Raw genomic sequence first — 26,031 nt, 5'->3', positions numbered from 1 at the left:
GTACAACGAAGGAGGGGAATGCCTGTGGCGTCATCCATGATCAAGGAACAATTCCAAATGAACGGGTACTATGTGTTGAACCGATTATTCACCGAGGAAGAAGCGGCAGAGCTGAAGAAGGAAGCGCAAAACGTTCTGGACAAGAACGGGGTCGACAAGTCAGGCGTCTATGTCGGCATGGCAGTCGCCAGTCCCCTCTTTAAGGAAGCGGCCGCACATCCTCTTCTTGTGAAAGCGCTGGAAGAGATCATTGGCGATCATGTTATATTCCTAAGCGATAAGGTAGTCTTCAAGAACGCAACGACAGACTTCGGATCGCCGTGGCATCAAGACTACCCTTATTGGTATGGCAGCCATAAATATTCCGTATGGATCGCGCTCGATGACGCGACGATCGAGAACGGATGCTTGCGCATCGTTCCCGGCTCGCATCACAGCAATATGGAGCATGCGGATTTCACGGGCAGAGAGGAAGGCTTCAGCAACCGGTTAAAGGACGAGGATATAAAGCCGGAAACAATCGTTGACCTCACAGCATCTCGAGGAGATGCGATTATTTTCCACGATTTGTTGTTCCATGCCTCCTATCCGAACCGCTCGGGCAAAGACCGCTGGGCGTTGATTTCGACCTACAAAGACGGGAACCTGGAGGACCCCGATTATGCTTGGGCGAAGGCGGCGTTTCGTGTGAACGGACAATAAATGTGTGATTTCTGGAAATACGATACGACCGCCTGGGCGACAGGCGGTCTTTTTAGTTAATACTTGCCATAATTCAGCTCGGTCGTAGACAACCCGCAGAATCCAGGGAAGTTTCGTGCGATTTCCTTGGCCTCTTCCTCCGTCGCAGCGGCACCGAGCTGCTCGATCCGGCGCAATCTCGCTCGTTCGGACATCTCGGCCGCGGTAATGAGATGGTTGATTTGTTTGTACAGCTCCGGTCCCCATTTTTTGCCGAAATCGACATGCATTCGTTCATCCGCCATATCGAATTCGCATTGGATCGCGGACAATTCATCGCCGTATTCCCGGAAGCCCGCGGCGCTCTTCCGCTTCTTGATAAAGGAGCAAGGCTCCGCCACCATCGTTAGGCCTGCGTACATGTCAGGGAACCATTCCGCCGCCAAATCCTGAAGCCCTCTGCCGGGAGAGCCTTTGAAATATTTGAACTGCGAGGTCTTATATCCGAGCTGCTGGAGCCGACGAACGCCCATTTGGCAATGCCGTACTTCGTCCCAAAGATGCCGGGCCAAGTCGAAGTAGAATGTCAAAGGCATTTGCTGCACGCCATAATACAAGTAACAAAGCGTTTCGGCGGCGCCCATCTCCGTCGCGTTAATATAATGCATCTGTTTAATGCTATCGTTCAGCGGTGACATCGAGGGATCGGAATAGGAGGTTTTGTATGCATCATTGAATTCATAGATCGGAAACCGCTCCTCATCCCAAGCGGATACCGAGGGCAGAGGTCCGGCCGTTTCATAGTTAGGGATTGCAGGCCATTCGACAGCGCCCGGCGTACCCGATTTCGCAGCAGCCTCAAGAGCGTTCCATAGCTGTTCCACATAGCTTCGCCATACAATCAGCTGCTCAGCCAGCAGCGGATCATCCGCTCCGGCAAAGAACGTCTTGTCATTCGCGTATCGAAGCATTTCCATGCGATCTTTTAGGATGTATCGAAGCGTATCCAGCGTCGGCGCATCAAGAATAGGATCCAGCCGGTATTGCAACCGGTCATACGTTTCGTACAGCTTTCCTAAGACAACGGCATACCCTTGGAAAAAAGCGGCTTCGGAAGGAGCCGAAAACGCTCTTTCGTACGCTTCCCGAACATGAACGGGGGAAAGCTGGCGCTCCAGCGAAGGGCCGGGCAGTTCCGCAACACGCTCGCTCAAGAGCTTGGCATGGCCATTGTGCAGATAACCGAATCTGGATAACGCCCCTTTTGTTTCAAAATCCTCCATCGCAGGCAGCCAGCCGAACGCGGCGCGCGAGAGCTCGAATTCCTCCCAGAAGAGCTCGGTTAACCGCTTAGCCGTATCCTCCGGACTCAGAAACCGCCCGCGCTGATGGGTTATGATTGTTTTGTTTCGTCGATCATTCATAATGAAATCCTCCTCATGCTTATTGGCTTCATTCTAGCCAACAAGAGGGAGGAAAAGTGTCATCGATTCGTGCTAAAATATCGTTAAATTGCTATCCTATCTTCGGAACACGGCGGTGTCAGCTATGAAATTGATCGATAATGTTCTTCGAAGCCATCCTTATTTATTCGCTCATCGGAACGTGACAACCGATAATGGCGGATATGCCGTTTTTCATGCGCATCAAGGGCTGGAGCTGCTGTATGTGGAACAAGGAGAAGGGCATTTCATTCTGGAAAATCGAATCATGCCGATCAAACCGCAGACCCTGTATCTATTTCAGCCCTTTCAATTGCATCGCGTCCATGCGCCGGCGAGTCCGCAAAACCCCTATATTCGCAGCGTCCTGGTCGTTGAGCCTTTCTTTCTGGAATCCTACTTGAGCGCATTTCCGGAATTCAAGACATTTTTTCAACGAATATGGAAAGTGGAGCTTCCGGAGCAAGCATTTGAGCTTCCCGATCTGGCCAGCCAATTCGGCCTGATGGATCAAGAGCTTCGGCAGCTTAACGGTACTCAAGCTGCAGAGATCGCGGCAATGGGAACGATATCGATTCTTCGCCGGCTTCGCATCGTTATGGAAGCTTCGGTTGGTCGGAAGGAGGCGCGTTCGCCTCGGAAAACGGAGTTGACGGAACAAGCGATGGCCTGGCTGGACGTCAATTTCAAAGAGGAGTTTTCACTTTCGCGCTTAGCTGCGGAACTGCATCTATCCCCTTACTATTTGTCTCATCTCTTCAAGCAGGATACCGGGAATAGCTTGACCGAATATTTGACCGCCAAACGCCTTCGCGAGGCATGCCTGCTGCTTCAGAGCACGGAATTGCCGGTGGCGATCATTGCGGAGCGGGTCGGTTTTGCAACGGCGTCTCATTTTATCCATACGTTCAAGAAACATATTGGCGTAACTCCTTACAAATACCGTAAAGAGGTCCGGGAAGGGAAGGGGAGGCTTCGATAAAAAGTGGCTGCCGTCAAGATGGCTGTAAAAAACCGTTCCTTGTAGCACAAAGGAACGGTTTTTTTGATGCCGTTTTCAGCCAGTTCAGCACAGGAAGTGTGGACTCGCAATCGTAGTGGGCTGCAGGCGATAGTGTCTGTCTGCTTTCGTAGCAAATACGATGACGTCCTCGACTAATTTCCAATCGATCGCCTCTTGTTTGTTTCCGTTAATTTCAACGATACTAAGCGCACCATCCGGCCATGGGTTAAAGAGGCGGCAGACTCTTCCGCGCTCACTTGTTATCTCTACAAATTGAATCATGCCATCCTTCAACTCGCTCGAGACAAGAAACGCTCCAACGGCTCTCAGAGTCATGAATTGGGCGTTTCTTTCATTCGGCCACACAGGGAACAACCGGATGACTTGCTCATGGCTTTGCAGCAGCATCTCATTAATGGCCGACGGAACGCCGCTGCAGCATTCAATACCGCCTCCGCCAAAGTAGATAAACAGATTCGGAAAACTATGTTCAAGGCATTGATGGCGAAGCTGATGCAGGATGATCGCCGGATCATAGCCTACACGCGCCGCGGCGGTAAATATCGTCGGAAAGCCGTTATAGTCTGTCCAACGATTAATGACCGAAATTGTATTTCTAGCAATTTCGAGAAGCTGCGAGTCTGAATCGAGACCGATCGCTCCGGCAGGCCAAATATGCTGAATCGCCAGCGTATTGCTATCCCACCATGAGCGCCCTTGTTCAGTTAGTCTAAATATCGTTTTCCCATCACGCTCAAACGTAGGGAACTCGCTCATATGCATCAGAATATGGGACCACTTGTCCCGCCGATTCACATCCAGTCCTAATTCGTTCGACATGTCAAGCAACCCCTTGAAAACTGCCCGGAGAAGCCCCAAAGTCAGAATCGGATTCATATCCTCGAACTCCTGCAGCCAATCATCGTTAGGGTGTGATTCCTCCCAAGTCCCAACTTCATGTATGGCATCTCGATAAATGACATAGCGGTTGTCCTCGAATGCCAGATACGATTCCCAAAAATCGGCAACCTCGAGTGCATAGGGATAGGCAATCTGACTTGCATATTGCAAGTCATAGGTCGCATAAAAACGCATCAGCATGTTGATCGTTGTATATGCTGCATTGCTTTTCTGTCCCAGGAACAGATGACCGTGCTCGTATTTCCGGCTTGCTTCAGTATTCGATAATGCAGTAGGCAATCCTTTCGGACCAATTCCGACATCATAATAAATACCGTTCTTTCCCAAATATTGTTCAGCGTATCGCTTGCCATTCGGCACATATTCCAGCAGCGGCGCATCATAAGGCTCACTCAATTCAATATGATTGGAAGAATAGACGCCCCACCACGGCGCTTGAAAGTTGTAATTCAAGTGATAATCTCCTGCCCAAGCAGGGCTGTCCGTTGTAATCCAGCTGCCAAATAATCCCGGAGGAAACGATTTATTGCGACTGCAAGAGGCCATGATGTAATGAGAGCCGTACCAGAACTTCTCGAGCAGCTCATCGCCGATATCGATCGCTGATTTTGCCCAAAAATGCTGCCACCAGTCTTCATGCTTCGCGTACAGCTCGTTCAGACGACTTTCATCAAACCTCTTTACGCTCGCTACCGATTCTTGTAAATAAGTATCTACATCATGATTCGTCAGCACATAGCTTATGATATGCGTTATTCCGCCAGGCTTTAATTCGAATGAAGTACTGCTTTCGGATAAGCATCGCATGGCAATCGCACCTGCGGTTGGCCATTCCAGCTCTGCACCGTTAAATACGCGAGTAGCCCATGTCACATCGGTCTCTGTCCCAGCATCGGTTTGCGAGTCATGACCGGACTTTGTCCACAAATCGAGCGAAACTGTTGCAGTTCCCTCAACGCAAGCCAGCTCTACAACAACTGCATTGTCTGTAGCCGAGACCCAAGCCGTCATCGTCACAGTGGAAGCAGCTCCACGAAACGTTGACACAACTTTGGCATCAAGCAGCCGTTGTTCACTATAGTAAGATGCCCCTGACAGCTCCGGTATGTAGATATCGATCCCCCCGATCAAACTCGGACTTCCCTTAGTATAGATCAGTTCGGACTTCCAGAAATCTGTCTTCGATATCCATACTCGCTGCTGCTCTGGCGGGCCGCTTAAGACAACGCCGATATCGCCGTTGCCAATAATAGGACCGTCAACAACCTTTTTGGACGGCACCTGTTTCGGAGGCTCATTAAAGATCCCCTTGTATTTCTCTAGTTGGCTTTTCCATTCCATGTTCAACTTTGTTCCCTCCTACAACACGCTTCTTTTAATTTGAAACCGCTTTCATACCCAGTCGTCAATAGCAACTTTAAATGTTTCAAATATTAGTGTCAATATTGAATTTGGCATGGCAACAATGAAATTTGGATCCAAATAATCCATTGACACATCGTATTTTTCTCATTATTATAGCCTTATTCAAGGAAAAATTGGTGCAAATATCTGTATTTTGTCTGCCAGATATGCGCCAAACGAGAACCAACTTGTTTTGATTGGAATCATATCGAACGCGAAATACTGAAATGAGGTGAGCTTAATGGCAACAACTGCTGAAAAAATTTCGAAGATGTCTATTTTCTCCAAATTTTTGTATGACTGGAAATGTAACCGCTCTTTTTTGCTGATGTCGATACCAGGGTTAATCATTATCGCCTTATTTGCTTACTATCCTATGGTTGGTGTTTTAACTGCTTTTCAAGATTACAGTTTGTTTAAAGGCATGAGCGGCTCTGAGTGGATCGGATTTGATAACTTCAGACGTTTTTTTGAAGATCCAAACTTTTTCAGGATTGTGAAAAATACGTTCCTGCTCGGTCTTTATAACTTGCTGTGGTCTTTTCCCGCACCAATTGTTCTGGCTTTATTGATCAATGAAATGGTACATCCAAGAATTAAGAGATTTGTTCAAACGGCTACCTATTTGCCTTACTTTATATCGGTCGTCGTCATCGTTGGTATTATGAAATCGATGTTTAGCGATGCAGGTATAGTGAATGATATGTTAGCAGCGGTCGATGCTGATCCGATCCAGTTTTTTAACGAATCCGGTTTCTTTAGAAGCATGTATATCGGCTCGGACATTTGGCAGGGAGTCGGCTACTCCAGCATACTCTACTTGGCTGCTATTACAGGAATTGACACTGAAATGTATGATGCGGCTAAGATCGACGGCTGTTCGAGGTTCAAGCAGATTTTTCATATCACCTTGCCAAGCATGCGCCCGACCATTATTACGTTGTTCATTCTAGCTGTAGGAAGCATTGTCAGCGTCGGTTTCGAAAAAATTCTGTTAATGTACAGCCCTGCCACTTATGACGTAGCCGATGTGATCTCCACTTATGTTTACCGTAAAGGGATATTCGACCAAGATTATGGATTCTCAAGCGCTATCGGACTGTTTAACAGTGTTGTTTCTATTATCTTCTTGCTAGGAGCAAACTATTTCTCCAAAAAATTCTTAGATGAAGGTTTGTGGTGATGTCATGAGGAATCCGAACAGAATTAGGGATCCAATCGAAGATCAGGTTTTTCTTGTCATCGTCTATATCATATTAGCGATTACTGTATTGGTTATGCTGTATCCCTTTGCATACGTTTTATCTGTTTCGATCAGTGATCCAGCAGAAGTCATGGCCGGGAAGGTTTCGTTCTTTCCGCGCGGTTTTGACAAAGGCGCATACCAGACGATGGTTAATCACCCTGTTTTTTATACAGCTTATAAAAATACGATTTTATATACCGCGGTTGGTACAATTTTTACATTATTTTTTACTTCCATTACGGCTTATCCGCTTTCCAAAGATAAGTTTCAAATGAGATCCTATATCGCCCAAATCTACATTGTAACGATGTTTTTTAGCGGCGGTATGATTCCGACCTATCTAGCTTTTAAGTCGATGCATCTGATCAATACGTTTTGGGTTATGGTTCTTCCCGGGGCATTGTCCGCATGGAACGTAATTCTAATGAGATCCTTCTTTAGGAATATACCTGAAGCCTTGAGTGAATCCGCTCACATTGACGGCGCGACGAATTTTCAAATTTTCACCAAAATCTATTTACCGCTTTCCAAGCCAATTTTGGCCACAATCGGTTTATTTACGGCAGTTGGCATTTGGAATGGATATTTCTCAGCGTTGCTCTATTTAAATGACAATACAAAATACCCTTTGCAAATGATTTTAAGAAGTATTTTGATAACGGCATCCGTCGATCCAAGCGATAAGGGCGCTTACGCTGAATTAACTCACTCTCCTACAGAATCGTTAAAAATGGCATCTATTGTTATTTCCACGCTTCCTATTATGTGTATATATCCTTTTATACAAAAATATTTTGTGAAGAGTCTGATGGTTGGCTCAATAAAAGGGTAGTATATAAAATTTAAAAAACAGGGGAGAGTTGTGTCATGAAAAGATTTTTGGTCTTTTTTGTAGCAATCATTGTGTTGATTGTTACGGGGTGCAGCAGCAATAACAGCAATAATAATGAATCTGCTACAAACACAGAACCTGCAGCAACTAATGCTTCAACAGATGCAGATAAAGATGCAGAAGCAAGTGCAACCGGAGCAGAAAAAATCAGCGCAAAGCCAATAGAAGTAAATTGGTTCTTTACGGCTAATACCCCTTACACTGGGGACGAAGAAGTCTTCAAGACGATTGAAAAGTACACAAATATTAAAATCAAGCCTATTAACGTATCCCGTGCAGACTCTGCAGAGAAAATCAATACGATGTTGGCATCCGGCGAGCTGCCAGATATGATGTCACTGCAGGGTGGACAAAAATATGCGGATAAATACGGCCCGCAAGGCGCATTCTTGGATTTGACGACATACATGGAAGCAGGCAAGCTTGATAATATGAAAGCGATGCTGGAGAAATATTCGCCAGCAATGGATTTGACTCGTTCGCCTGATGGCAAATATTATGGCGCTCCGAGGATGTATGATGTTCCTTATCGTGCTGACGAGGTATTAATCGGTAGAACTGATATTTTTGCAAAAAACAACTTATCCACGAAGTTCGAATCGTTTGATGATTTATACAACACTTTAGTAGAGCTGAAGAAGCTGTACCCGGATTCCTACCCATATTTTGTGAGATGGGGCACAAATCATTTAATTTGGAACCAAGCTTACTTTAGAGGCACAGACACTTCTTTCCATCTTGATCAAGCGTCGCAAAAATATGTTTACGGTCCGGATAGCCAAGCTTACAAGGATACGCTGATTTTCTTGAATAAGCTGTATTCCGAAGGACTGCTGAATCCAAACTTTGCCACTATTACGGATGAAGAATGGAATGAGCTCTTGGCTACAAACAAAGGTTTTGTGACGATTGACTATCCACAAGCCGGCGACGAAATTATTCAAACAATGGGAGACAAAACTCCTGAGGGTTTCGAGTTTACGGCTATGCTTCAGCCTAAATACAACGATACTAGAGTAGGTACAATTGTTTTAAGCGGTTATTACGGAGCTTTGAAAATGATTTCAAGCAATTCTAAATACAAGGACGAATTGGTTAATTTAATTAACTGGATGTACAGCCCTGAAGGGATCAACGCAATGCAATTCGGTATCGAAGGCGAATCTTATGAAAAGAATGCCGACGGCACTGTGAAGTTTTTGAAGGACTTCCAAACTCCTGCAACACCAAATGGCACGATCACGAATTCCGGCTTGAACAATCAAGACCTTTTCACAGTAGTAAACCAAGAAGCTATTAATACGTATGAGCTGAATGGTGCTGCAATGAAAAAGTCGGTAGCTTTCTTGAATGAGAACAACGCCTTTGGTAAAGCAACCTTTAATGCCAAATTTACCAATGACGATGAGCAAAAGGAATATGGCGATATCAAAACAGCTATTGATACGTATGTTGAGGAAGCTTCGGTCAACGTAATTATCGGCAAGCAAAGCATTGACACTTGGGATACGAAAGTAATTCCACAGGTGAAAGAGCTTGGTTCTGAGCGAGCTTTGGAGCTAATCAATAAAGCTTACGACGAAACATTTAAGAAATAATCGATATCTATTCAATTGTAAAAAAGGAGTGTGAAGAGCTTTCACGCTCCTTTTTTATCTTAAATCTTGGGAGGATCATATGTTTAATAAAATAACCATTCAAGACTATACAGAACCACCACATATCAAGCCCGGCGATTCCTTGCATTGTGATTTTGTACTTGATGATTCGGATTTTATCGCCGAGAATGATTTCAAAATCATGTTAAAAGGCGAATATGCCATGCACCCATCTTGGATGACAGAGGGGGGATATCCTTATTTATACCGCATGATTGATGACTGTCTGTGTCCAAAGGATACCCATCATAGTCAGTTTAGTTTGCGTTTCAAAGGTAATGGCGAAGAGTATCGAAAGCGTGCCTATTATAAATTTGTAAAGCCTGAACATGCTGGCAATCAATTTACCTTCTCTATCTATGCAAAGGCAGAGCAATTAATAAAGTCTACCGATGCTGAATTGGAAATTGTTTTTGAGAAGCGGTTGATCAAAGAAGGAGTGAACAAAGCTTCAATCAGTTTAGATCCGGATGAAGTGATTGTTATTCCAATCGAAGAGGGAACATACTCCTGGAAGAAAATTGAAACGGACTTTGCCCTTGAGGATAATGTCGCTTCTGTTTTGGTTTATTTCCATGTAAAGGGATGCACTGGCGATCTTTACTTGGAAGACCCCTATTTAAAAGGGAACTTCTACTGTGAGCCGGGCTATAACTATTTGCCGCAGTTTACGATGTTTAATCCTTTTCATGAAGATATGAACTGGTTTGGAGAAAACCTCTCCAAAAAAGAGTGGGCAAACCTTCAAATCAAAATCAACGGTGAGGTATGCTTTGACGGCGAGTTTTTTCAACGTTCCCTACGGTTTACCGAGAAAGAATTTACGATCGATAGAGCTTTATTGCAGATAGGAAAGAACACGATCAGCATCACCAATCAAGCGGACTATTTTATGCCTCATCCTTACCTAGTTAAATCAGTATATTTGCTCTATAAGGAAGCAAAAAATTTAACCGTAGTTGGTTGTAATGATTGCATACCGCTGCATACGCCTATTCCTGTTTTGATTTACTTGAAGCAACCATCGATCGTTACTGTAAGCGGCAATGAAAACTTGATTTTTGAAAAGACGCATGAATGTAACAAGGGCTTTAACGTAATCAATTTTACGGCAACAGCCCATCAAACGAATTTCAATATCCAACTAAATTGCGGTTTGGAAGAAGAAACGGTCTCCATAACCCGTACGATAGAAAAAAAAGACGACAATGTATTAACGGGAACGTCGGATGCCATATATTTCGCTCAGGACATGGATGAGTTTGATGAGTATTTCTGTTGGTACATCAACAACAGATTGGGTAATTTTATTACGTTAAGGCCCGTTTATCGCTGGTCTGGAACGAGAGAATTAAACACTGATTTTTGGACGCACGTTGTCAATCTGTTTACAGAGCTTCGCTATCATTATTGCCACATTATAGATGGACGCGAGCTTCCGGGTATGAATGCAAACCCAACGAGAGATATGTTAGAAGGACCCTATTTTGTTGGAAATCAGGGACATGAAAGAGACGGAGCCTTCTATTATTGGGGTATTCGGCGTGGCGAGAAATTTGCATTTTTTGACGAGCTGATGGAGCGTCTTACCGATAAAATCAAGGATGGCAAATATCTAACGCCTCCTGTTTATGCACTTAATCGCGTTTTTGCGAATTATAATCCTGTGAAGCCAAGGGACATGGAAGAAGCGGCTAATCAGCTTGTCGATAACGTTCGCTATTCGTTAAACGGCGTTAAGAGACATTCGGGTCCAAGCACGCTATTCAAATATTTCTACGAGGGCGGCGTAGAAAGTGCAGGCAGCGAATTGATGTATGGCCCGCATGAAATTATAATCGCAGCCCAGAGAGGGGCGGCAATTGCGTATAACAAGAAAGATTTGTTGGCACATTTGGCCGTTCAATGGTCAACGTTGCCTCATGATACGAAAGAACGGTTTAGAAGGTATCAGCTTTCTCTTTTTGTTTGTTACACCCATAACATCAATCACATCAACACGGAAGAAGGACTTATGCATATCGAAAGTGAGCTGGCCTTTTTCGATCGCTTCTCTCCGGCTTGCCTTGGGCACTTAGAAGTTCAAAAAAACTTTGCTCATTTTGTAAACACGCATACAAGACCGACTAATATGATTGTCCCACTTGGATTTTTACATGGAAAGAATGATGCTTGGGTTTGTTTTACAAGGCCTAATGCATGGGGACAAATAGGTGAGCAGTGGAAGTTTGACCATATGGAAGAAAGCTGGGATTTGCTAAAAGTGTTCTTCCCGGATTCTGTTCTGAATGCGATTTATAGGTACCCATGTGAAAACAAACCGCAAGGGTTTTATTCAAGAACCCCATATGGCACGGTTGATATTTTACCTATAGAGGCCCAGCAGGCTGCTTATCAAAATTATAAAGTGCTTGCATTCTTAGGATACAATACGGCTACAGAGCAGCAGTTTAAGCAGATCCTTGCGTTTTGCGAAAATGGTGGCACGGCGATCTTGACTTGGGCGCATCTGTTTACCACAACGAATCGAAATGAGGCCATAACTGGAACAAGTGGCGTTATCGATAAGGGCTTAATAGAAAAGCTGCTGGGGATACAAGATTATACGTTCCCTGAATATGTAGAGGATCCGAAAAGAATGGCGGAACTTACCTTGCAAGATACAGCAACAGTCGTCCGGTCACATCAAGGCAAAGGGCTAATTATTCATAACAGTGTCGGCAAAGGCAAAGTGATCTTTATTAATTCACTGAACTATCCTGCCAACCCGGCAATTCGTGAAGAATACGAAGCTGTCTTAAAGCAAACTGCTGAGGAAGCTTGCAGGGCGGAGTATGAGAAAGGGTATATCGTTAGTGATGATACTGTCAACTTTACAGTGTTTGACCGTGAAGATGGTTTAAGAGTCATCTATTTGCTAAACATCGATTGGTGGAGTGACAAAGAAATTGCCAAGGCAACATTGAAATGGAACAATCAATCGTTTGAAATCAATATTGAGCGTGATAAAATCAATATGATTACGTTATCCAAATCGGTTGGCGTCCTAACAAGGGATATGGATACCGAGGTGGTTTCAATCCATGAGTCCAACGGTGACACTATCGTTCGCTTACAAGGATATGGGACTACATCCATTGAGGTCATTACGATGAATGGCGTTCGAGAAAATACGATTTCGATTAACGGCTTTTATGACATGACGTGTTCAACGTGTTCATTTTGTTGATGAAAGAGCAAATGAAGGGTATCATACATTCGAGGAGGTGTTAATTTGCCTACATTGAAGGATATTGCCGATCGACTCGGAGTATCGATTTCCACTGTATCACGTGCGATTAGTAATGATGCTAATCGCCCTGTCAGTAAAGAGACAAAGCGCAAAGTATTAGAAGTTGCGAATGATATTGGCTATGAAATAGAGGCTGAGGAAACACCTTCGGCGGCGAAAACTCAACATCAAATCGAGAAATCAATAGGCTGTATTATGCCTCAGTCTTTATTTGATTATCATCCGTATTTTACAAGCATTTTGTCTGGCTTCCGCAAGAAGTTATTTGAGCTTGGGCGAACTCCCGCGTTTTTCACAGCGAGAGAAGAGTTGGGGAGTCCCAATTACTTGCGCTCCTTGATCAGGGAAACGGGAGTGAAGGGCATTCTTTCGATTGCCTGGTACGATAAGGAGCAATTTGAGGTCATGAAAGAAGAAGGCGTGCGCGTGCTTGGCGTCAGCCTGAATTATGATAGCTTAGCCGTACCCGTTGTTGATTGCGATCGCCTCTCGGCCGCGCGCACTGCAGTCAGGCATCTGGTTGCACAGGGACATAAGAAAATCGGATTTATTGGGGGACCAACCTTCTTTAATGAAATGGATGAGGATGAACGATTTTTAGGCTATAAGTTCGGTATGCTCGAAACGGGAAGCGAACTGAACAGAAGCTGGATTATTAATGCCAATTGGAATGTTGATATGAGCTATAGTTTAATGACAGAGATGCTCGATAGGCTGAATGCGGATGAAAGACCAACTGCAATGTTTTGTGCAAGCGACGCTCTGGCGTTACCCGCACTTCGCGCCGCCGTAGAGAAAGGTTATCGCATTCCCCAGGATATCGCATTCGTCGGCATGGATAATATTGAATTAGCGCAATATTCATCGCCACCACTCACAAGTGTGCAGGTGCCGAAGTCGGAAATCGGCGAAGTGGCTGCAAACATGTTGGTAAATTACGTTGAAGGTCACTATTCACTTCCGCTCAAAGTGTTGCTCCCGTATGAACTTGTGGTTCGGCAATCGTCATCCTCATAAACAAGAAGTGCTAAACGACATAAGCTCTAGAAATAAATTTACCTCTAAATGTCGTTCATCCAATCGGGTGAACGACATTTAGAGGTTCTTTTTTTTGAGCATGCAGTGTACACCACAAGTTTAATGAAAATTTGGATCCAAATATACGTTGACATGAAGTGATTACTCCAAATATGATAGCTATAATGAAGTGAATTTGGTGCGAATAATGAGCGAAGTTTTCAATTTGAACTGACAGAGGAGAAGAGCAAACATGAAGCAATTAACAGCTGTTTTAATCGGAGCTGGCGCGCGTGGTGCAAGCAGTTACGCGCCATACGCACTCCATTATCCGCATGAGCTCAAATTCGTCGCAGTAGCGGAAGCCGATCCCGGAAGGCGGACTAAATTCGCTGATGACCATAGCATTCCAGCCGAGCGTGTGTACGAATCATGGGAGACGCTGCTCGCTGAAGGGAAACTAGCGGATATTGCTGTCATCTGTACGCAGGATCAGATGCATTTTCAGCCGGCAATCCATGCGCTGAACAATAAGTATCATGTTCTTCTGGAGAAACCCATGTCTCCCGATCCGCAAGAATGTCTTGAGATGGAAAGAGTCGCCAAAGAGAATGACAGACTTCTGACCATATGCCATGTACTGCGCTACACGCCATTTTGGAGTACGATCAAGGAGACGATTCAAGCGGGGCACATCGGAGACGTCGTATCCATTCAGCTGAATGAAAACGTTGGTTATTGGCATATCGCTCATAGCTTCGTCCGAGGCAACTGGAATAATTCCGAGCAATCGAGCCCAATGATTCTCTCTAAATCTTGTCATGACATGGATGTTCTATCCTGGCTGATGGATCAGCCATGCACGAGGGTCAGCTCGTTTGGTTCCCTGATGCATTTCCACGAGGCAAATGCACCAGAAGGGGCAGCAGAACGGTGCCTCGACTGCCGCGTGCACTCGACCTGCCCTTATGCTGCGCAGCGCTTTTATTTGAGTGATCAGTTCAAGGCCTGGGCAAGACATTTTGCGCCGGACCTTTCCCAAGAGAAAATCGTGCAGGGATTGAGAGATACGAACTATGGTCGTTGCGTCTATAAGAGTGACAACAACGTAGTTGACCATCAAGTTGTCAACATGGAGTTTGCGAGTGGAGCAACGGCGATCTTCAGCATGTGCGGCTTTACCTTCGAGCAAGAGCGGCGAATTCAAATTATGGGGACAAGAGGAGAGCTTCGCGGAGAAGGGAATACAGTCACTTTGTTCGATTTTCTTACGCATAAGAAGACAGAAATCACCATTGCTGAACAGTCCAGCGGCCACGGCGGAGGCGATGCTGGCATCGTCAGCAGCTTCCTAGATGAAGTGAGGAACAACGGTGGCCAAGAGAGCTTAACATCTGCATCCGCTTCGGTACGAAGCCACTTGATGGCATTTGCCGCAGAGGAATCGCGTTTGAACGGCGGGAAGGTAATCGATCTGGACGAGTACGCTGCTCATCTTCGTTCCGTAGATGTCCGAAATAGATGCACGGTTTGTTAGACATACAACCAGTAATCGTACTTTATAATACGTTCTGTGGAGGCTGCATGTGAAGCGCTTAACCTTTAGACGAGCTGCAACGCAGTGGACGGAGGCAATGCCGCTAGGTAACGGAAGAATCGGTGCAATGCATTATGGAGGCGTAGAGAAGGAGCTCTTCCAGCTTAACGAGGATACGTTATGGTCAGGTCCCCCGGCTCAGGATAAACGTTACGACGATAGGGAAGCACTGCGGAAGGTAAGGCAGCTAATCGACGAGGAGAAATATGTCGAGGCGACAGACGAGGCGAAAAACATGTTCGGCCCGTATGCGCAAGGGTATTTACCTCTTGGCGATTTAACGATTCGGCACTTTCATGGAAATGACTGCGCTAACTACGAGCGTATGCTAGACATCGACAATGCGGTCTCATCGGTTTCGTACAAAATCGGCCAATGTGAATTCGCACGTGAAGCGTTTGTGTCCAATCCCCATCAGGTATTGGCTATTCGGTTTACCAGCTCCGTTCCCAAACGGTTAAGCTTTACGGCGAGTTTAGATAGCCCGCTTAAGGCTGAAACGGTGTCAGAGGATAATGCTTTGGTGCTGCGGGGGATTTGTCCCGAATATATCGCGCCTCATTATTATAAGGAAGATGAACTGCCGATTGTATACGGGGAATTTGGTGAAACGAAAGCGATCCATTTCGAGGGCAGATTATGCGTTTGCGCCGAGGATGGTAAGGTCGAATATCGACATGGCAAACTGTGGGTCCAGGGCGCGACGTCGGCTGTTCTTTACTTTGCGGCTTCAACGTCATTTAACGGCTTTGATCAACGGCCGGGCAATGATTTCGGCGCGCTGGCCGAGCGTAATTCGACGACGCTTTCGAAGGCTATGAATAGTAGTTATGATCAATTGAAAGAAGTACATACTCTGGATTATCGGAGGCTGTTTGATCGGGTCGAGTTTTCACTTGGGGATGTCATCGAGGAAGAAGAGAAGCTTGATACTGATAAAAGGCTGCAACAATATGGTGCGGACGATCCGGCAATGGTCGCCTTATTATTCCATTTTGGACGATATTTGCTGATTGCTTGTTCCCGGGAAGGGACACAGCCAGCTAATCTGCAAGGCATTTGGAACGATATTACGCGAGCGCCATGGACAAGTAACTACACCTTGAATATCAATACGGAAATGAATTATTGGCCTGCGGAATCGACGAATTTGTCCGAATGCCATCGTCCGTTACTTAAAGCGATCCAGGAGCTTGCTATAAACGGCGAGAAAATGGTTAAAGAGCGGTACGGATTGAAGGGCTGGACGGCGCATCACAATTCGGATTTATGGAGACATGCGCATCCTGTGGGCGCCGAGCGTCATGGCGATCCGGCGTATGCATTCTGGCCGATGGCCGGTCCATGGCTGTGCCGGCATTTATGGGAGCATTACGAATATACGCAGGATAAGCAATTCCTATCCGAAGAGGCATACCCGATATTGAAAGGCGCGGCACTATTTTGCTTGGATTGGCTAGTTGAGGACGATGGAGGGCGCTTGATTACATCGCCGTCGACATCACCGGAGCATCACTTCTTTACAGAGGATGGTCAGCGGGGAGAAGTCACAAGAGGCGCGACGATGGATCTTCAGCTCATCGACGATCTGTTCGCCAATTGCTTGCAGATGACCGCAATCCTTGGGGTTGAAGAGGAATGGGTCAAGAAAGTGAAAACCGCTAAAGCTCGTCTATTCCCGTTGCAAATTGGAAGGTACGGTCAGTTGCAGGAATGGCTTATTGATTATGAGGATGAAGACACGCGTCATCGCCATATTTCACATCTATACGGTATTTATCCAGGGAATCAATGGATGGATGAGGCCTTGACTGACGCGGTTCGGCAAACCTTAAACAGGCGCGGGGATGCCGGATCAGGGTGGAGCCTCGGATGGAAAATATGCCTTTGGTCCCGACTGAAAGACGGGGAACGGAGCATGGATCTGCTTCGCCGCTTTTTTAACGTAGTTAAGGAGCCTTCAGGCGTGTTCGGTTCCAAAGGAGGCATTCTTCCGAATCTGCTCGGCGCCCATCCGCCATTTCAAATCGACGGAAATTTCGGCTATACCGCGGGCATCGTGGAAATGATCGTCCAATCTCACAACGAATTTGTTGAACTATTGCCAGCCCTTCCTTCGGCTTGGCAGAGTGGGACGATATCCGGTATACGCGTTCGAGGAGGATTCGAAATTTCTCTAAAATGGGAGCGAATGCAAGCATACCGACTGACTGTAAAGTGTTGTATTAGCAACACGTTTAAGCTGAAATCCGATACTCCTGTGCTGATTTGCGAGGAAGGGAAGGAGAACCGAGTCATCGAGCCTATGGAGGGCTTGCTCTCCGTGGTGATCCAAGCAAACAAATCGGTTTCCCTGATTTTCCAGAATGCAAGCCAATGAGCAAGAATGTGGTCGGTGACCATCGTACAGGTTCGTGGATTTCTGAAAATTGTTGATGAAAAGCTAACCCGTTTAATGATGAGAAAATTAAATTTCAAGCGTGTTTGTATCAGATAGAGTAGAAAAGCAAAAAAATAGAAGTTTCGAATTGACCACTGGCCAATCGTGTAATGACTGTCGCAGATGTCGGCAGCCTTTTTTTTGTCTCAAATGAGGAAAAGAGCTTCTTTATTTTGTTGCTTCTCGGGTATCATCGGTAGAGTCGGAGCAAAACATACTGAGTAGACATCATCGCGCCAATGGAGATTCTCGGCCAATATGCGCAAGAAAGGTGATATACGCTCATGTCTATCGTACATAATCTGCCGTTATGGGCTGCCATCCTTGCCATCGTAACGGCTCAAGCGATTAAAGTGCCGATCGCCTATTTCGTTTCCCGTAAGTGGAACCTGTCGCTTGCATTCACAACCGGCGGAATGCCGAGCTCTCATTCGGCGGCTGTCGTATCGCTTGCAACTGCGATCGGATTGGACCAAGGCTGGTCATCGACCGGTTTTGCCATTGCCTCCGTTGTCGGTGCCATCACCATGTACGACGCAATAGGCATCCGCCGGCAAGCCGGCATTCATGCCGTCTACTTGAATCAAGTCATCCATTCCTTGCGCGAGGTTCATTCAGACCGGCCCACAATGTTCGCAAACGCGGGTAAATTGAAAGAGCTGCTTGGCCATTATCCGATTGAGGTCGGCATTGGGGCAATCTGGGGGGCTCTCGTCGGTATTTTCTTGAACTATTGCTTTGCATGAAGCCGTGCTGGTTGGCCGCGTATTTTTCATTCTCAGGAGACGCAAGGCTTCTTCTCGGGACAGAAGACGATCGATGAAACCGCGGATGCGATTCAGAGCAAAGTCGAGCTTTATTTGAACGAATAAGATCAGGTACGAATGGACCATGTCGATTCAGACCCGTAGTCCGACGATTGAGGGCGGACGGGGATGGTATAATGGAGGCATCCCCAATAGGAGGTGATCCTTGTACTAGTTGAAACGGTCCAGCTTCAAAACTACATGCATACCTTTATCAGCCGTCCTAAGGTAACATGCTGCCTTGAATGTCATGGCCTCAATAAACCGGTAACGAACGCCAATTTCGTTATTCGCGATGTGACGGTACAGTCCATCCCGCTTTATGCCTGCGAAGACTGCGGCCGGAAAGTCATCGATGCCGCGTTGTTTCATGCCATCGAGAAAGTGATCCATGCGCGAGGCATCGTTGGAGAAATCATGTTTTCGTCCTTAATGAAGCTCGACACGACCAAATAATCGCATAGTCCATATAGATCAAGCAGCGATGCGGGGACAGTTTCCTGCGTCGCTTTTTTTTGCGTTCATTCGATTTACAAACTTTTTGTATTTACAGATTGCAAAACCGATAGTAAAATCAACTAACAACTTGTATACAAGTATACTTGTAGTTCTGGTGAGGTGTTAGACATGAGAATAGGCATGATCGGTCTTGGAAAAATGGGTTATAATCTGGCTCAAAATCTGCTTCAAAACCAACATCAGGTTATAGTGCATGATGTGAACCCGGAGCCCGGGAAGCAGTTGGCATCCGAGTTTGGCGCCGAATTTGCGGCATCCATTGAAGAAGTGGCAGCAGGCCTGCAATCGCCTCGCATGGTTTGGATCATGGTACCTGCCGGCAAAATCGTCGATCAAGTGCTGGATACGCTGATTCCGGTGCTGGAGAAAGGCGATATTGTCATCGATGGCGGAAACTCGCACTACAAGCAGTCGATTGCCCGGTCTGAGAAAATGCAGGCGCATGGCATCCGGTTCCTCGATGTCGGTACATCCGGCGGGACAGAGGGCGCGGCACGCGGCGGCTGCTTTATGATTGGCGGAGAGCAAGAAGCATTCGAGCTGATCGAGCCGCTCTTTCAAGCGATCGCGGTGGATAAAGGTTATTTGTACGCCGGCAAGTCCGGCAGCGGCCATTTCCTGAAAATGATTCACAACGGCATTGAATACGGCATGATGCAATCGATCGCCGAAGGCTTCGAGCTGCTGTCGAAGAGCGACTTCGATTATAATTTCGAAGAGGTCGCGCGCGTCTGGTCGAATGGCTCCGTCATTCGGAGCTGGCTAATGGAGCTTACGGAGAACGCATTCTCCAAAGATCCGAATTTGGACCATATCCGCGGGATCATGCAGAGCTCAGGCGAAGGCAAATGGACGGTTGAATCGGCGCTTGATCTACAGGCAAGCACGCCGGTCATAGCGCTGTCCTTGCTGATGCGGTACCGTTCCTTGGAAACGGACACGTTCCATGGCAAAGTGGTCGCGGCGCTGCGCAATGAGTTTGGCGGTCACGCGGTCGTAAGCAGCTCATAGCGGATGCCGATGTCTCCTCGCATAGTAATAGGCATCCTAGTTGTGATAAAATCGGTAGTACTATTTACAATGCGTAGGAGAGTTGAGGCTAAATGCGGTATCCATCTGCTTGGTTAAAAGGTGTTTCCCGCGGGGAAGCCATAGCGTGCGAGCTCAGGCTGCAAATGATTAAAGGAACCATCAAGCCGGGCGAGATTATATCGGAGAACCGGGTCGCCGCCGACTTCGGCACGAGCCGATCCCCGGTTAGAGAAGCGCTGAAAACGTTGTCAAACGAAGGCCTGATCCGTCTGGAACGGATGGGCGCGGTCGTACTCGGCCTCAGCATGCAGGATCTTGATGAGCTTTACGATGTACGTTACTTAATCGAAAGCTTCGCCCAGCAGCGGTTGGCTGCCGGTGACCATCAGTCTCTGCTGGTCAGCCAGAAGCAGCTCATCGAGAAGATGGAGCTGGCGATGAAATACAACGATTATGTGGAATTTTCGCATCTCGATTTCCAATTTCACGAAGCGATGATCGTGGAAGCCAAGCATGCGCGAATTATGCACCTTTGGAAGAGCATTCGTCATATTGTGCTCACCGTCATGCTCATAACGACGGAGGAAGTGTTCTCTCAAGGGCAAAGCAAATTGATTGCCGTTATTGAAAAGCACCGAACGCTCGTTAACGCGCTTGAAACGAAGGACGTGACGGTCATACAGAACGTCGTCCAGGCGTATTTTGCCGATTCCAATAAAACGCTTCATAACAGCATCCCGTAACTGAACCTTAAAGCCGCGCCTTTACAAAGAGCACGGTGAAGGTTGTCGACAAGTATACAATTTTAAGAATCGCTTGAAAGCGGTTTAATGGTGTAAAAGCCAAACATAGGCAATACTATCCACAACTCGCAAAGATCCGCACCAACTAGAGGAGGTTCAGCATGAACAGCATCTTTGGCTTCAGCCATGACGTTACTTTGATTATCTGGGCGCTCGTGTCCATCGTTTTTCTTGTTGTCATGATTGCAAAATTTAAATGGAATCCCTTCGTAACTCTTCTTCTTTCAGCAATATTACTTGGGTTTCTTGCAGGCATGCTGCCTGCAGATATCATCAAGGCGGTTACCGGCGGTTTAGGCGGAACGCTCGGTACGATCGCGATCGTCATCGGTCTTGGTACGATGCTTGGCAAAATGATGGCGGAGTCGGGCGGCGCAGAGCGGATTGCCACGACATTAATCGATAAATTCGGCGAACGAAACGTCCACTGGGCGATGATGATTGTCGGATTTATCGTCGGCATTCCGGTCTTCTTCGAGGTCGGCGTTATTTTGCTGATCCCGATAGTGTTCATCGTTGCGCGAAAAACACGCATGTCGCTTCTGCAAATCGGTATTCCCGTACTTGCCGGTCTATCTACCGTTCACGGTCTTGTCCCTCCGCATCCGGCGCCGATGATTGCCATCGATGCGTATCATGCGGATTTGGGAAAAACGATCTTATATTCGATCATCATCGGTCTGCCAACGGCCATTTTGGCGGGTCCGTTGTTTGGTAAATGGATCGGTAAACGCATCCAGGTTGAACCGCCTGCCAATCTGGTCGAGCAATTCACGACCACAGGAAACCGGGAGCTTCCTGGCTTCGGCATCACGCTGCTCACGATTCTGATGCCGGTTATTCTTATGCTGATCGGTTCAATTGCCAGCATCATCGACCCTGACGGCATATACAGCATTACAACGTTTTGCGAATTTATCGGCCATGAGGTCATTGCGCTGCTCATCTCGGTTGTTTTCGCCTTCTACACGCTTGGCTTCGCCAGAGGGTTCTCCAAGGAGGACGTGTCCCGATTCGCGAGCGAATGCTTGGCGCCTACAGCGACGATTATTTTGATTATCGGGGCGGGCGGAGCATTTAAGCAGGTGCTGATCACAAGCGGCGTAGGGGATGCCATTGCCGCGATCGCAACGTCTTCTCACGTGAACATTATATTTTTCGCTTGGTTTATCGCGGCTTTGATCCGTGTTGCTACCGGCTCTGCCACTATCGCGATGACAACGGCAGCAGGGATCGTCGCACCGATCCTGGCTCAAAATCCGGATACGAACGTCGAGCTCGCCGTTCTCGCGACAGGTGCCGGCTCGCTCATCCTATCTCACGTCAATGACGCCGGGTTCTGGATGGTGAAGGAGTTTTTCAATATGAGCGTACCGCAAACGCTGAAATCATGGACCGTGATGGAAACGATCCTATCCGTCGTCGGATTGGTCTTCATTTTGCTGCTTAGTATGGTAGTATAATCTGGAAGCGGAAATGAGCACATCACCAACCACCAGAAAGAGGGTTCATTCAGTTGAGTCAGCCTATGTATATGATTGGGGTGGATATCGGCACGACTAGCACCAAATCCGTCCTATTCGAGAAGAATGGAGCCGTCGTGACCAAAGCGGATGAAGGCTATCCGCTTTACACGCCGACTTCATCCATTGCCGAACAAGATCCGGAACAAATTTTTCGCGCAGTCATTCTAACCTTGAAACGCGTTATGGAACAAAGCGGCGCAAAGCCCGAACAAATCTTGTTCGTTTCCTTCAGCTCCGCCATGCACAGCGTTATTGTCATGGATGCCGATGCCAAGCCGCTCTCGCGCAGCATAACTTGGGGGGATAACCGGAGCGCGGTGTGGGCCGATCGGCTAAAGCATGATTTGAACGGGCATCAGATTTATTTGCGTACAGGAACGCCGATCCATCCGATGTCGCCGCTGCCGAAATTAATGTGGCTTCGTCATGATAACGAGGAATTGTTTCAGAAGGCGAGTAAGTTTGTCTCGATCAAAGAATATGTATTTGCCCGGCTATTCGGCGAATATGTGATCGATTACTCCATTGCGTCCGCGACCGGGATGATGAACCTCGAGAAGCTCGATTGGGATGAAGAGGCGCTTGCGCTTGCAGGGGTAACGCGGGAACAACTGTCCAGGCTTGTCCCGACAACGCATGCCATGCAGGGAATGCAAGAGACTTTCGCTCAAGAAACCGGCCTCGCCGCCTCCACGCCGTTCATCGTTGGAGCAAGCGACGGCGTGCTTTCAAATCTTGGTCTTGATGCGATAGAGCCGGGCGTCGTCGCAGCCACAATCGGTACTAGCGGCGCTATTCGCACGGTCGTGGACAAGCCGGTAACCGACCCGAAAGGACGCATTTTCTGTTATGCGCTTACGGAAAACCATTGGGTCATCGGCGGTCCGGTCAACAATGGCGGGATGCTTCTTCGCTGGGCGAGGGATGAGTTCGCGGCAGCCGAGGTTGAAACCGCCAAGCGGCTTGGGATGGACCCCTATGATTTGCTGATGCAAATCGTGGAACGGGTCAGACCGGGCTCGGACGGGCTGCTATTTCATCCTTACTTGGCCGGCGAACGGGCGCCGCTTTGGAATTCGAATGCAAGGGGGTCTTTTTTCGGTCTTAATATGCACCACCGCAAGGAGCATATGATCCGCGCAGTCATGGAAGGGGTTATTTTCAACCTGTATACGGTGCTGCTGGCGATGGAAGAGAATATTAGACGGCCAAAGAAGATCAAGGCATCGGGAGGCTTCGCCCGCTCTCCTTTATGGCGTCAGATGATGGCTGATATCTTCGATCAGGAGGTTGTCATTCCCGAAAGCTTCGAGAGCTCCTGCCTCGGCGCCGCGGTGCTTGGGTTATATGCAACCGGCATGGCGGATTCCTTGGATATCGTGTCGACGATGGTCGGCGCCACGCATGAGCATGCGCCGATCAAGGAGAATGCCGGGATTTACCATCAACTGCTTCCGATCTACATCCAGCTGGCGCGCAAGCTCGGCAGCGAATACGAGGCGATTGCTCAGTTTCAACAGAAGTACAATCTAGGATAGCGGTTGCGTTAGTCCCGTTTCTCGATCGGCAAATGGATCGGAACATCAAATTTCCATAACAGCAGAGTCGCAATCACGGCTGAAATCAGATAACAGAGCAAAGGCTTCTTATGATGCAGAATGAGCATTGGGAACATGATCACATCAAACATCAGCGACCAATATAAGTTCCAGCCGTTATCATGGATCATGCGTTTCGATGTCAGAAGCACGCATTCCATCACGAAGTAGTTCGCGATCCACATGAGGAAAAAGCCGATGATCTTCAATGGCTTAGATGGGATATGGGGCAAAAACATAAGTACGGTAGCCGGCAGAACAATAAAGCCATAGAGAGCTTCCGTTATCGCGTAGTGATAGAAGTAGCTCTCCGGTTCATATCTCCACAAGAAGTTGTTTGCGGTTAAGAAGAGATACAGTAAATTCGCCATGACGATATAGAGCATCGTCGTGTGATACGACTGCCAATTGCGCCAGTCTCCCCATTTCCAACAGGCCGCAATAAATAGAACGATAATCAAAATATGCACGCTGGTGCCATTCCCCCGTTTTGCCAGAATGCCAAGCCATCTTAGTTATTGCCAAATTATCCCATAATAACACAAAGGCCTGCTAAACCCTTCAGAAACCGCGAATACCGCGGTTTCTTTTTGTTATCGCTGAACTTCAAAAAGCACGCACAAATTCTATATTCCCGGTGGTACGATTAGGCTGAAATGCGGCTGCAGGCCGGTTTCAGGCGTTTCAGAGCGGAGGGGTGCACGGGGACGTTCGGGATATGACCATAACAAAAAACGAAATAAAAAAGAACAAAGCCCCTTGAACAGGGGCTTTGTCTGTGTTACGAATCCGAGGGATTAATCTCTGTCGTCATGATCGTCGTCGTGACCGCGGCCATGATCGTTATCTTCATCATGGTCGTCGTCCTCGTCATCATCGTCGCCATGAGATTTGTTCTTTTTAAGCTCCTCTTTGGCTAGCTTAGCTTGTTGTTTATCGCTGTCCTTTTGAGCCTTTAGCTCTTGTTTTGCTTTGTTCTTTGCTTCTTTAAACTCAGCTAGAGCTTTCATCTTCGCTTCTTTCGCTGCCGCTAGTGCCTTCTTCTTTGCTTCTTTCGCTGCTTCATGAGCTTTCTTCTGCGCTTCTTTCTCTTTTTGAGCTTCTTGCTTTGTTAGCGCTTGTTCAGCCTTGTCTTCCTTGTCTTCCTTGTCTTCGTTGTCATCATCGTTGGCCGACCATTTCAGCTGCGCTGAAGTTACCGCTTGAGTTGGCTCGATTTCCAATGTTTTATAAAGCGACGCTACGAACTGCTCTTTGGTCATTTTTTCGTTAAATCCGATGGCCGCGAGCAGCTGGATGATGAATTGTTTCGCTTCATCGCCCTTCAGTTTGATTTCGTGATCGTCGGCTTTCTCGATCTCCACTTCGTACTTGACCGTTGCTTCCTTCTCGAGAACAAGCTTCAGCTTCAGCTTATTCGCCTTCAATTGGATGTCTAGCTTTTTAATCTGATCCACTAGCAACGTACCGTTGACGGAAGCGTCGGTATTCTTCGTGAATTTCTCGAGAAGCGCTTGAAGTTCCTGTGACTGAGATTGTGTTGGTGCCATTGTTGATGTGCTTGTTACAGTCGCTTCCTTCTCAGTTGTTGACGTATTGGCTTGATCCGCGAATGCGACGACGCCATAGGTAAGTACGGTTGAGCATACCGCGCCGATAAGCATATAGGCAATTTTCTTTTTCATCTTAATCCTCCTGTTGTGTGTAGTTTTTGATTATGCCAGCTGACAGTTTACAGAGTTCGGGGGCAACATGATTTTTAAGTCGTAAAATGCAGGAGGATTAGAAAACCCTAATTGAAAAAAGAAAAGAACCCGCATAAAACGCGGATTCTTTACCATAAAGCGGTACTAACGGAAGATAGTACTCGTCAAGGCTGCTAACATTCCGTACAATGGAGTTATACATATTGTCGCAATTGCGGCGGCTTTATTAGACTTCCGGCTTTGCTTCGGCTTTAGCGCCAGCGATTGACGATTTCGTTTTCGTCGCTTCCGGTTTTGCCTCGGGCTTAGCATAGACGATCACTCTCGTGCCTTCCGGTTTCGCCTCGGGTTTTGCTGCGAATGCGGGAGAGGCCAGTGCGCCAAAGAGAAGCGATGCTCCAAGCATTGCCGTAACCGCGATTTTACTTTTTTTCATCTTCAATCATCC

At 47.0% G+C, this 26,031-nt stretch carries 20 protein-coding genes; 15 read left to right on the top strand and 5 right to left on the bottom strand.

Annotation, left to right across the window (positions count from 1 at the left end; genetic code table 11):
• Nucleotides 1-24: 24 nt before the first annotated feature.
• Entirely contained in the window at nt 25-702 is a 678-nt protein-coding gene (locus tag DL346_RS10775) for a phytanoyl-CoA dioxygenase family protein (RefSeq protein ID WP_165822465.1), read from the top strand.
• Nucleotides 703-758: 56 nt separating this feature from the next.
• Here DL346_RS10775 and DL346_RS10770 read toward each other — a convergent pair whose 3' ends face one another.
• On the bottom strand, nt 759-2,105 hold the full coding sequence (locus DL346_RS10770; protein ID WP_112882130.1) for a DUF455 family protein: 1,347 nt from the start codon (nt 2,103-2,105) through the stop codon (nt 759-761).
• A 124-nt stretch (nt 2,106-2,229) separates the two neighbouring features.
• Between DL346_RS10770 and DL346_RS10765 the strand changes: the two genes are divergently transcribed.
• Nucleotides 2,230-3,105: an AraC family transcriptional regulator gene (locus DL346_RS10765; RefSeq protein ID WP_112882129.1), complete on the top strand. Its 876-nt coding sequence runs from the start codon at nt 2,230-2,232 to the stop codon at nt 3,103-3,105.
• Between the two features lie 84 nt (nt 3,106-3,189).
• Here DL346_RS10765 and DL346_RS10760 read toward each other — a convergent pair whose 3' ends face one another.
• Nucleotides 3,190-5,388, bottom strand: a complete 2,199-nt coding sequence (locus tag DL346_RS10760) for a glycosyl hydrolase family 95 catalytic domain-containing protein (RefSeq protein WP_112883063.1) — start codon at nt 5,386-5,388, stop codon at nt 3,190-3,192.
• Between the two features lie 304 nt (nt 5,389-5,692).
• Between DL346_RS10760 and DL346_RS10755 the strand changes: the two genes are divergently transcribed.
• From DL346_RS10755 to gntK, 13 genes are all read left to right on the top strand, one after another.
• The gene (locus DL346_RS10755) at nt 5,693-6,634 is read left to right on the top strand and encodes an ABC transporter permease (protein ID WP_112882128.1); all 942 of its coding nucleotides are present in this window, start codon (nt 5,693-5,695) and stop codon (nt 6,632-6,634) included.
• Nucleotides 6,635-6,638: 4 nt separating this feature from the next.
• On the top strand, nt 6,639-7,529 hold the full coding sequence (locus tag DL346_RS10750) for a carbohydrate ABC transporter permease (protein WP_240633128.1): 891 nt from the start codon (nt 6,639-6,641) through the stop codon (nt 7,527-7,529).
• A 35-nt stretch (nt 7,530-7,564) separates the two neighbouring features.
• A complete protein-coding gene (locus DL346_RS10745) occupies nt 7,565-9,187 on the top strand; it encodes an extracellular solute-binding protein (RefSeq protein WP_112882126.1) in 1,623 nt (540 codons plus the stop codon).
• A 79-nt stretch (nt 9,188-9,266) separates the two neighbouring features.
• Nucleotides 9,267-12,476 carry a hypothetical protein gene (locus DL346_RS10740; protein ID WP_112882125.1) on the top strand — a complete coding sequence of 1,070 codons (3,210 nt, stop codon included), beginning with the start codon at nt 9,267-9,269 and terminating at the stop codon, nt 12,474-12,476.
• A 45-nt stretch (nt 12,477-12,521) separates the two neighbouring features.
• A complete protein-coding gene (locus DL346_RS10735; protein ID WP_112882124.1) occupies nt 12,522-13,556 on the top strand; it encodes a LacI family DNA-binding transcriptional regulator in 1,035 nt (344 codons plus the stop codon).
• A 253-nt stretch (nt 13,557-13,809) separates the two neighbouring features.
• Complete coding sequence (locus DL346_RS10730) at nt 13,810-15,093, top strand: Gfo/Idh/MocA family protein (protein WP_112882123.1); 1,284 nt, start codon at nt 13,810-13,812, stop codon at nt 15,091-15,093.
• Nucleotides 15,094-15,142: 49 nt separating this feature from the next.
• Nucleotides 15,143-17,533, top strand: coding sequence for a glycoside hydrolase family 95 protein (locus tag DL346_RS10725; RefSeq protein WP_112882122.1), 2,391 nt, complete (start codon nt 15,143-15,145; stop codon nt 17,531-17,533).
• 344 nt (nt 17,534-17,877) lie between these two features.
• The gene (locus DL346_RS10720; RefSeq protein WP_112882121.1) at nt 17,878-18,339 is read left to right on the top strand and encodes a divergent PAP2 family protein; all 462 of its coding nucleotides are present in this window, start codon (nt 17,878-17,880) and stop codon (nt 18,337-18,339) included.
• A 219-nt stretch (nt 18,340-18,558) separates the two neighbouring features.
• A complete protein-coding gene (locus DL346_RS10715; RefSeq protein WP_112882120.1) occupies nt 18,559-18,855 on the top strand; it encodes a hypothetical protein in 297 nt (98 codons plus the stop codon).
• 171 nt (nt 18,856-19,026) lie between these two features.
• Nucleotides 19,027-19,929 carry a phosphogluconate dehydrogenase (NAD(+)-dependent, decarboxylating) gene (gene gnd, locus DL346_RS10710; RefSeq protein ID WP_112882119.1) on the top strand — a complete coding sequence of 301 codons (903 nt, stop codon included), beginning with the start codon at nt 19,027-19,029 and terminating at the stop codon, nt 19,927-19,929.
• A gap of 92 nt (nt 19,930-20,021) precedes the next feature.
• Nucleotides 20,022-20,693: a GntR family transcriptional regulator gene (locus DL346_RS10705; protein WP_112882118.1), complete on the top strand. Its 672-nt coding sequence runs from the start codon at nt 20,022-20,024 to the stop codon at nt 20,691-20,693.
• A 161-nt stretch (nt 20,694-20,854) separates the two neighbouring features.
• Nucleotides 20,855-22,216 (top strand): GntP family permease, encoded by a 1,362-nt coding sequence (locus tag DL346_RS10700; protein ID WP_112882117.1) that lies wholly within the window; start codon nt 20,855-20,857, stop codon nt 22,214-22,216.
• Nucleotides 22,217-22,281: 65 nt separating this feature from the next.
• The gene (gene gntK, locus DL346_RS10695) at nt 22,282-23,817 is read left to right on the top strand and encodes a gluconokinase (protein ID WP_112882116.1); all 1,536 of its coding nucleotides are present in this window, start codon (nt 22,282-22,284) and stop codon (nt 23,815-23,817) included.
• Between the two features lie 8 nt (nt 23,818-23,825).
• Here gntK and DL346_RS10690 read toward each other — a convergent pair whose 3' ends face one another.
• From DL346_RS10690 to DL346_RS10680, 3 genes are all read right to left on the bottom strand, one after another.
• Nucleotides 23,826-24,347: a CBO0543 family protein gene (locus DL346_RS10690; RefSeq protein ID WP_112882115.1), complete on the bottom strand. Its 522-nt coding sequence runs from the start codon at nt 24,345-24,347 to the stop codon at nt 23,826-23,828.
• 327 nt (nt 24,348-24,674) lie between these two features.
• The gene (locus DL346_RS10685; protein ID WP_112882114.1) at nt 24,675-25,562 is read right to left on the bottom strand and encodes a hypothetical protein; all 888 of its coding nucleotides are present in this window, start codon (nt 25,560-25,562) and stop codon (nt 24,675-24,677) included.
• Nucleotides 25,563-25,809: 247 nt separating this feature from the next.
• Entirely contained in the window at nt 25,810-26,019 is a 210-nt protein-coding gene (locus DL346_RS10680; RefSeq protein ID WP_112882113.1) for a hypothetical protein, read from the bottom strand.
• Nucleotides 26,020-26,031: the final 12 nt, after the last annotated feature.

The organism is Paenibacillus montanisoli (genome assembly GCF_003268025.1).
Lineage (GTDB): Bacteria > Bacillota > Bacilli > Paenibacillales > Paenibacillaceae > Paenibacillus_Z > Paenibacillus_Z montanisoli.
This window is presented reverse-complemented; position numbering and strand designations above follow the sequence as displayed.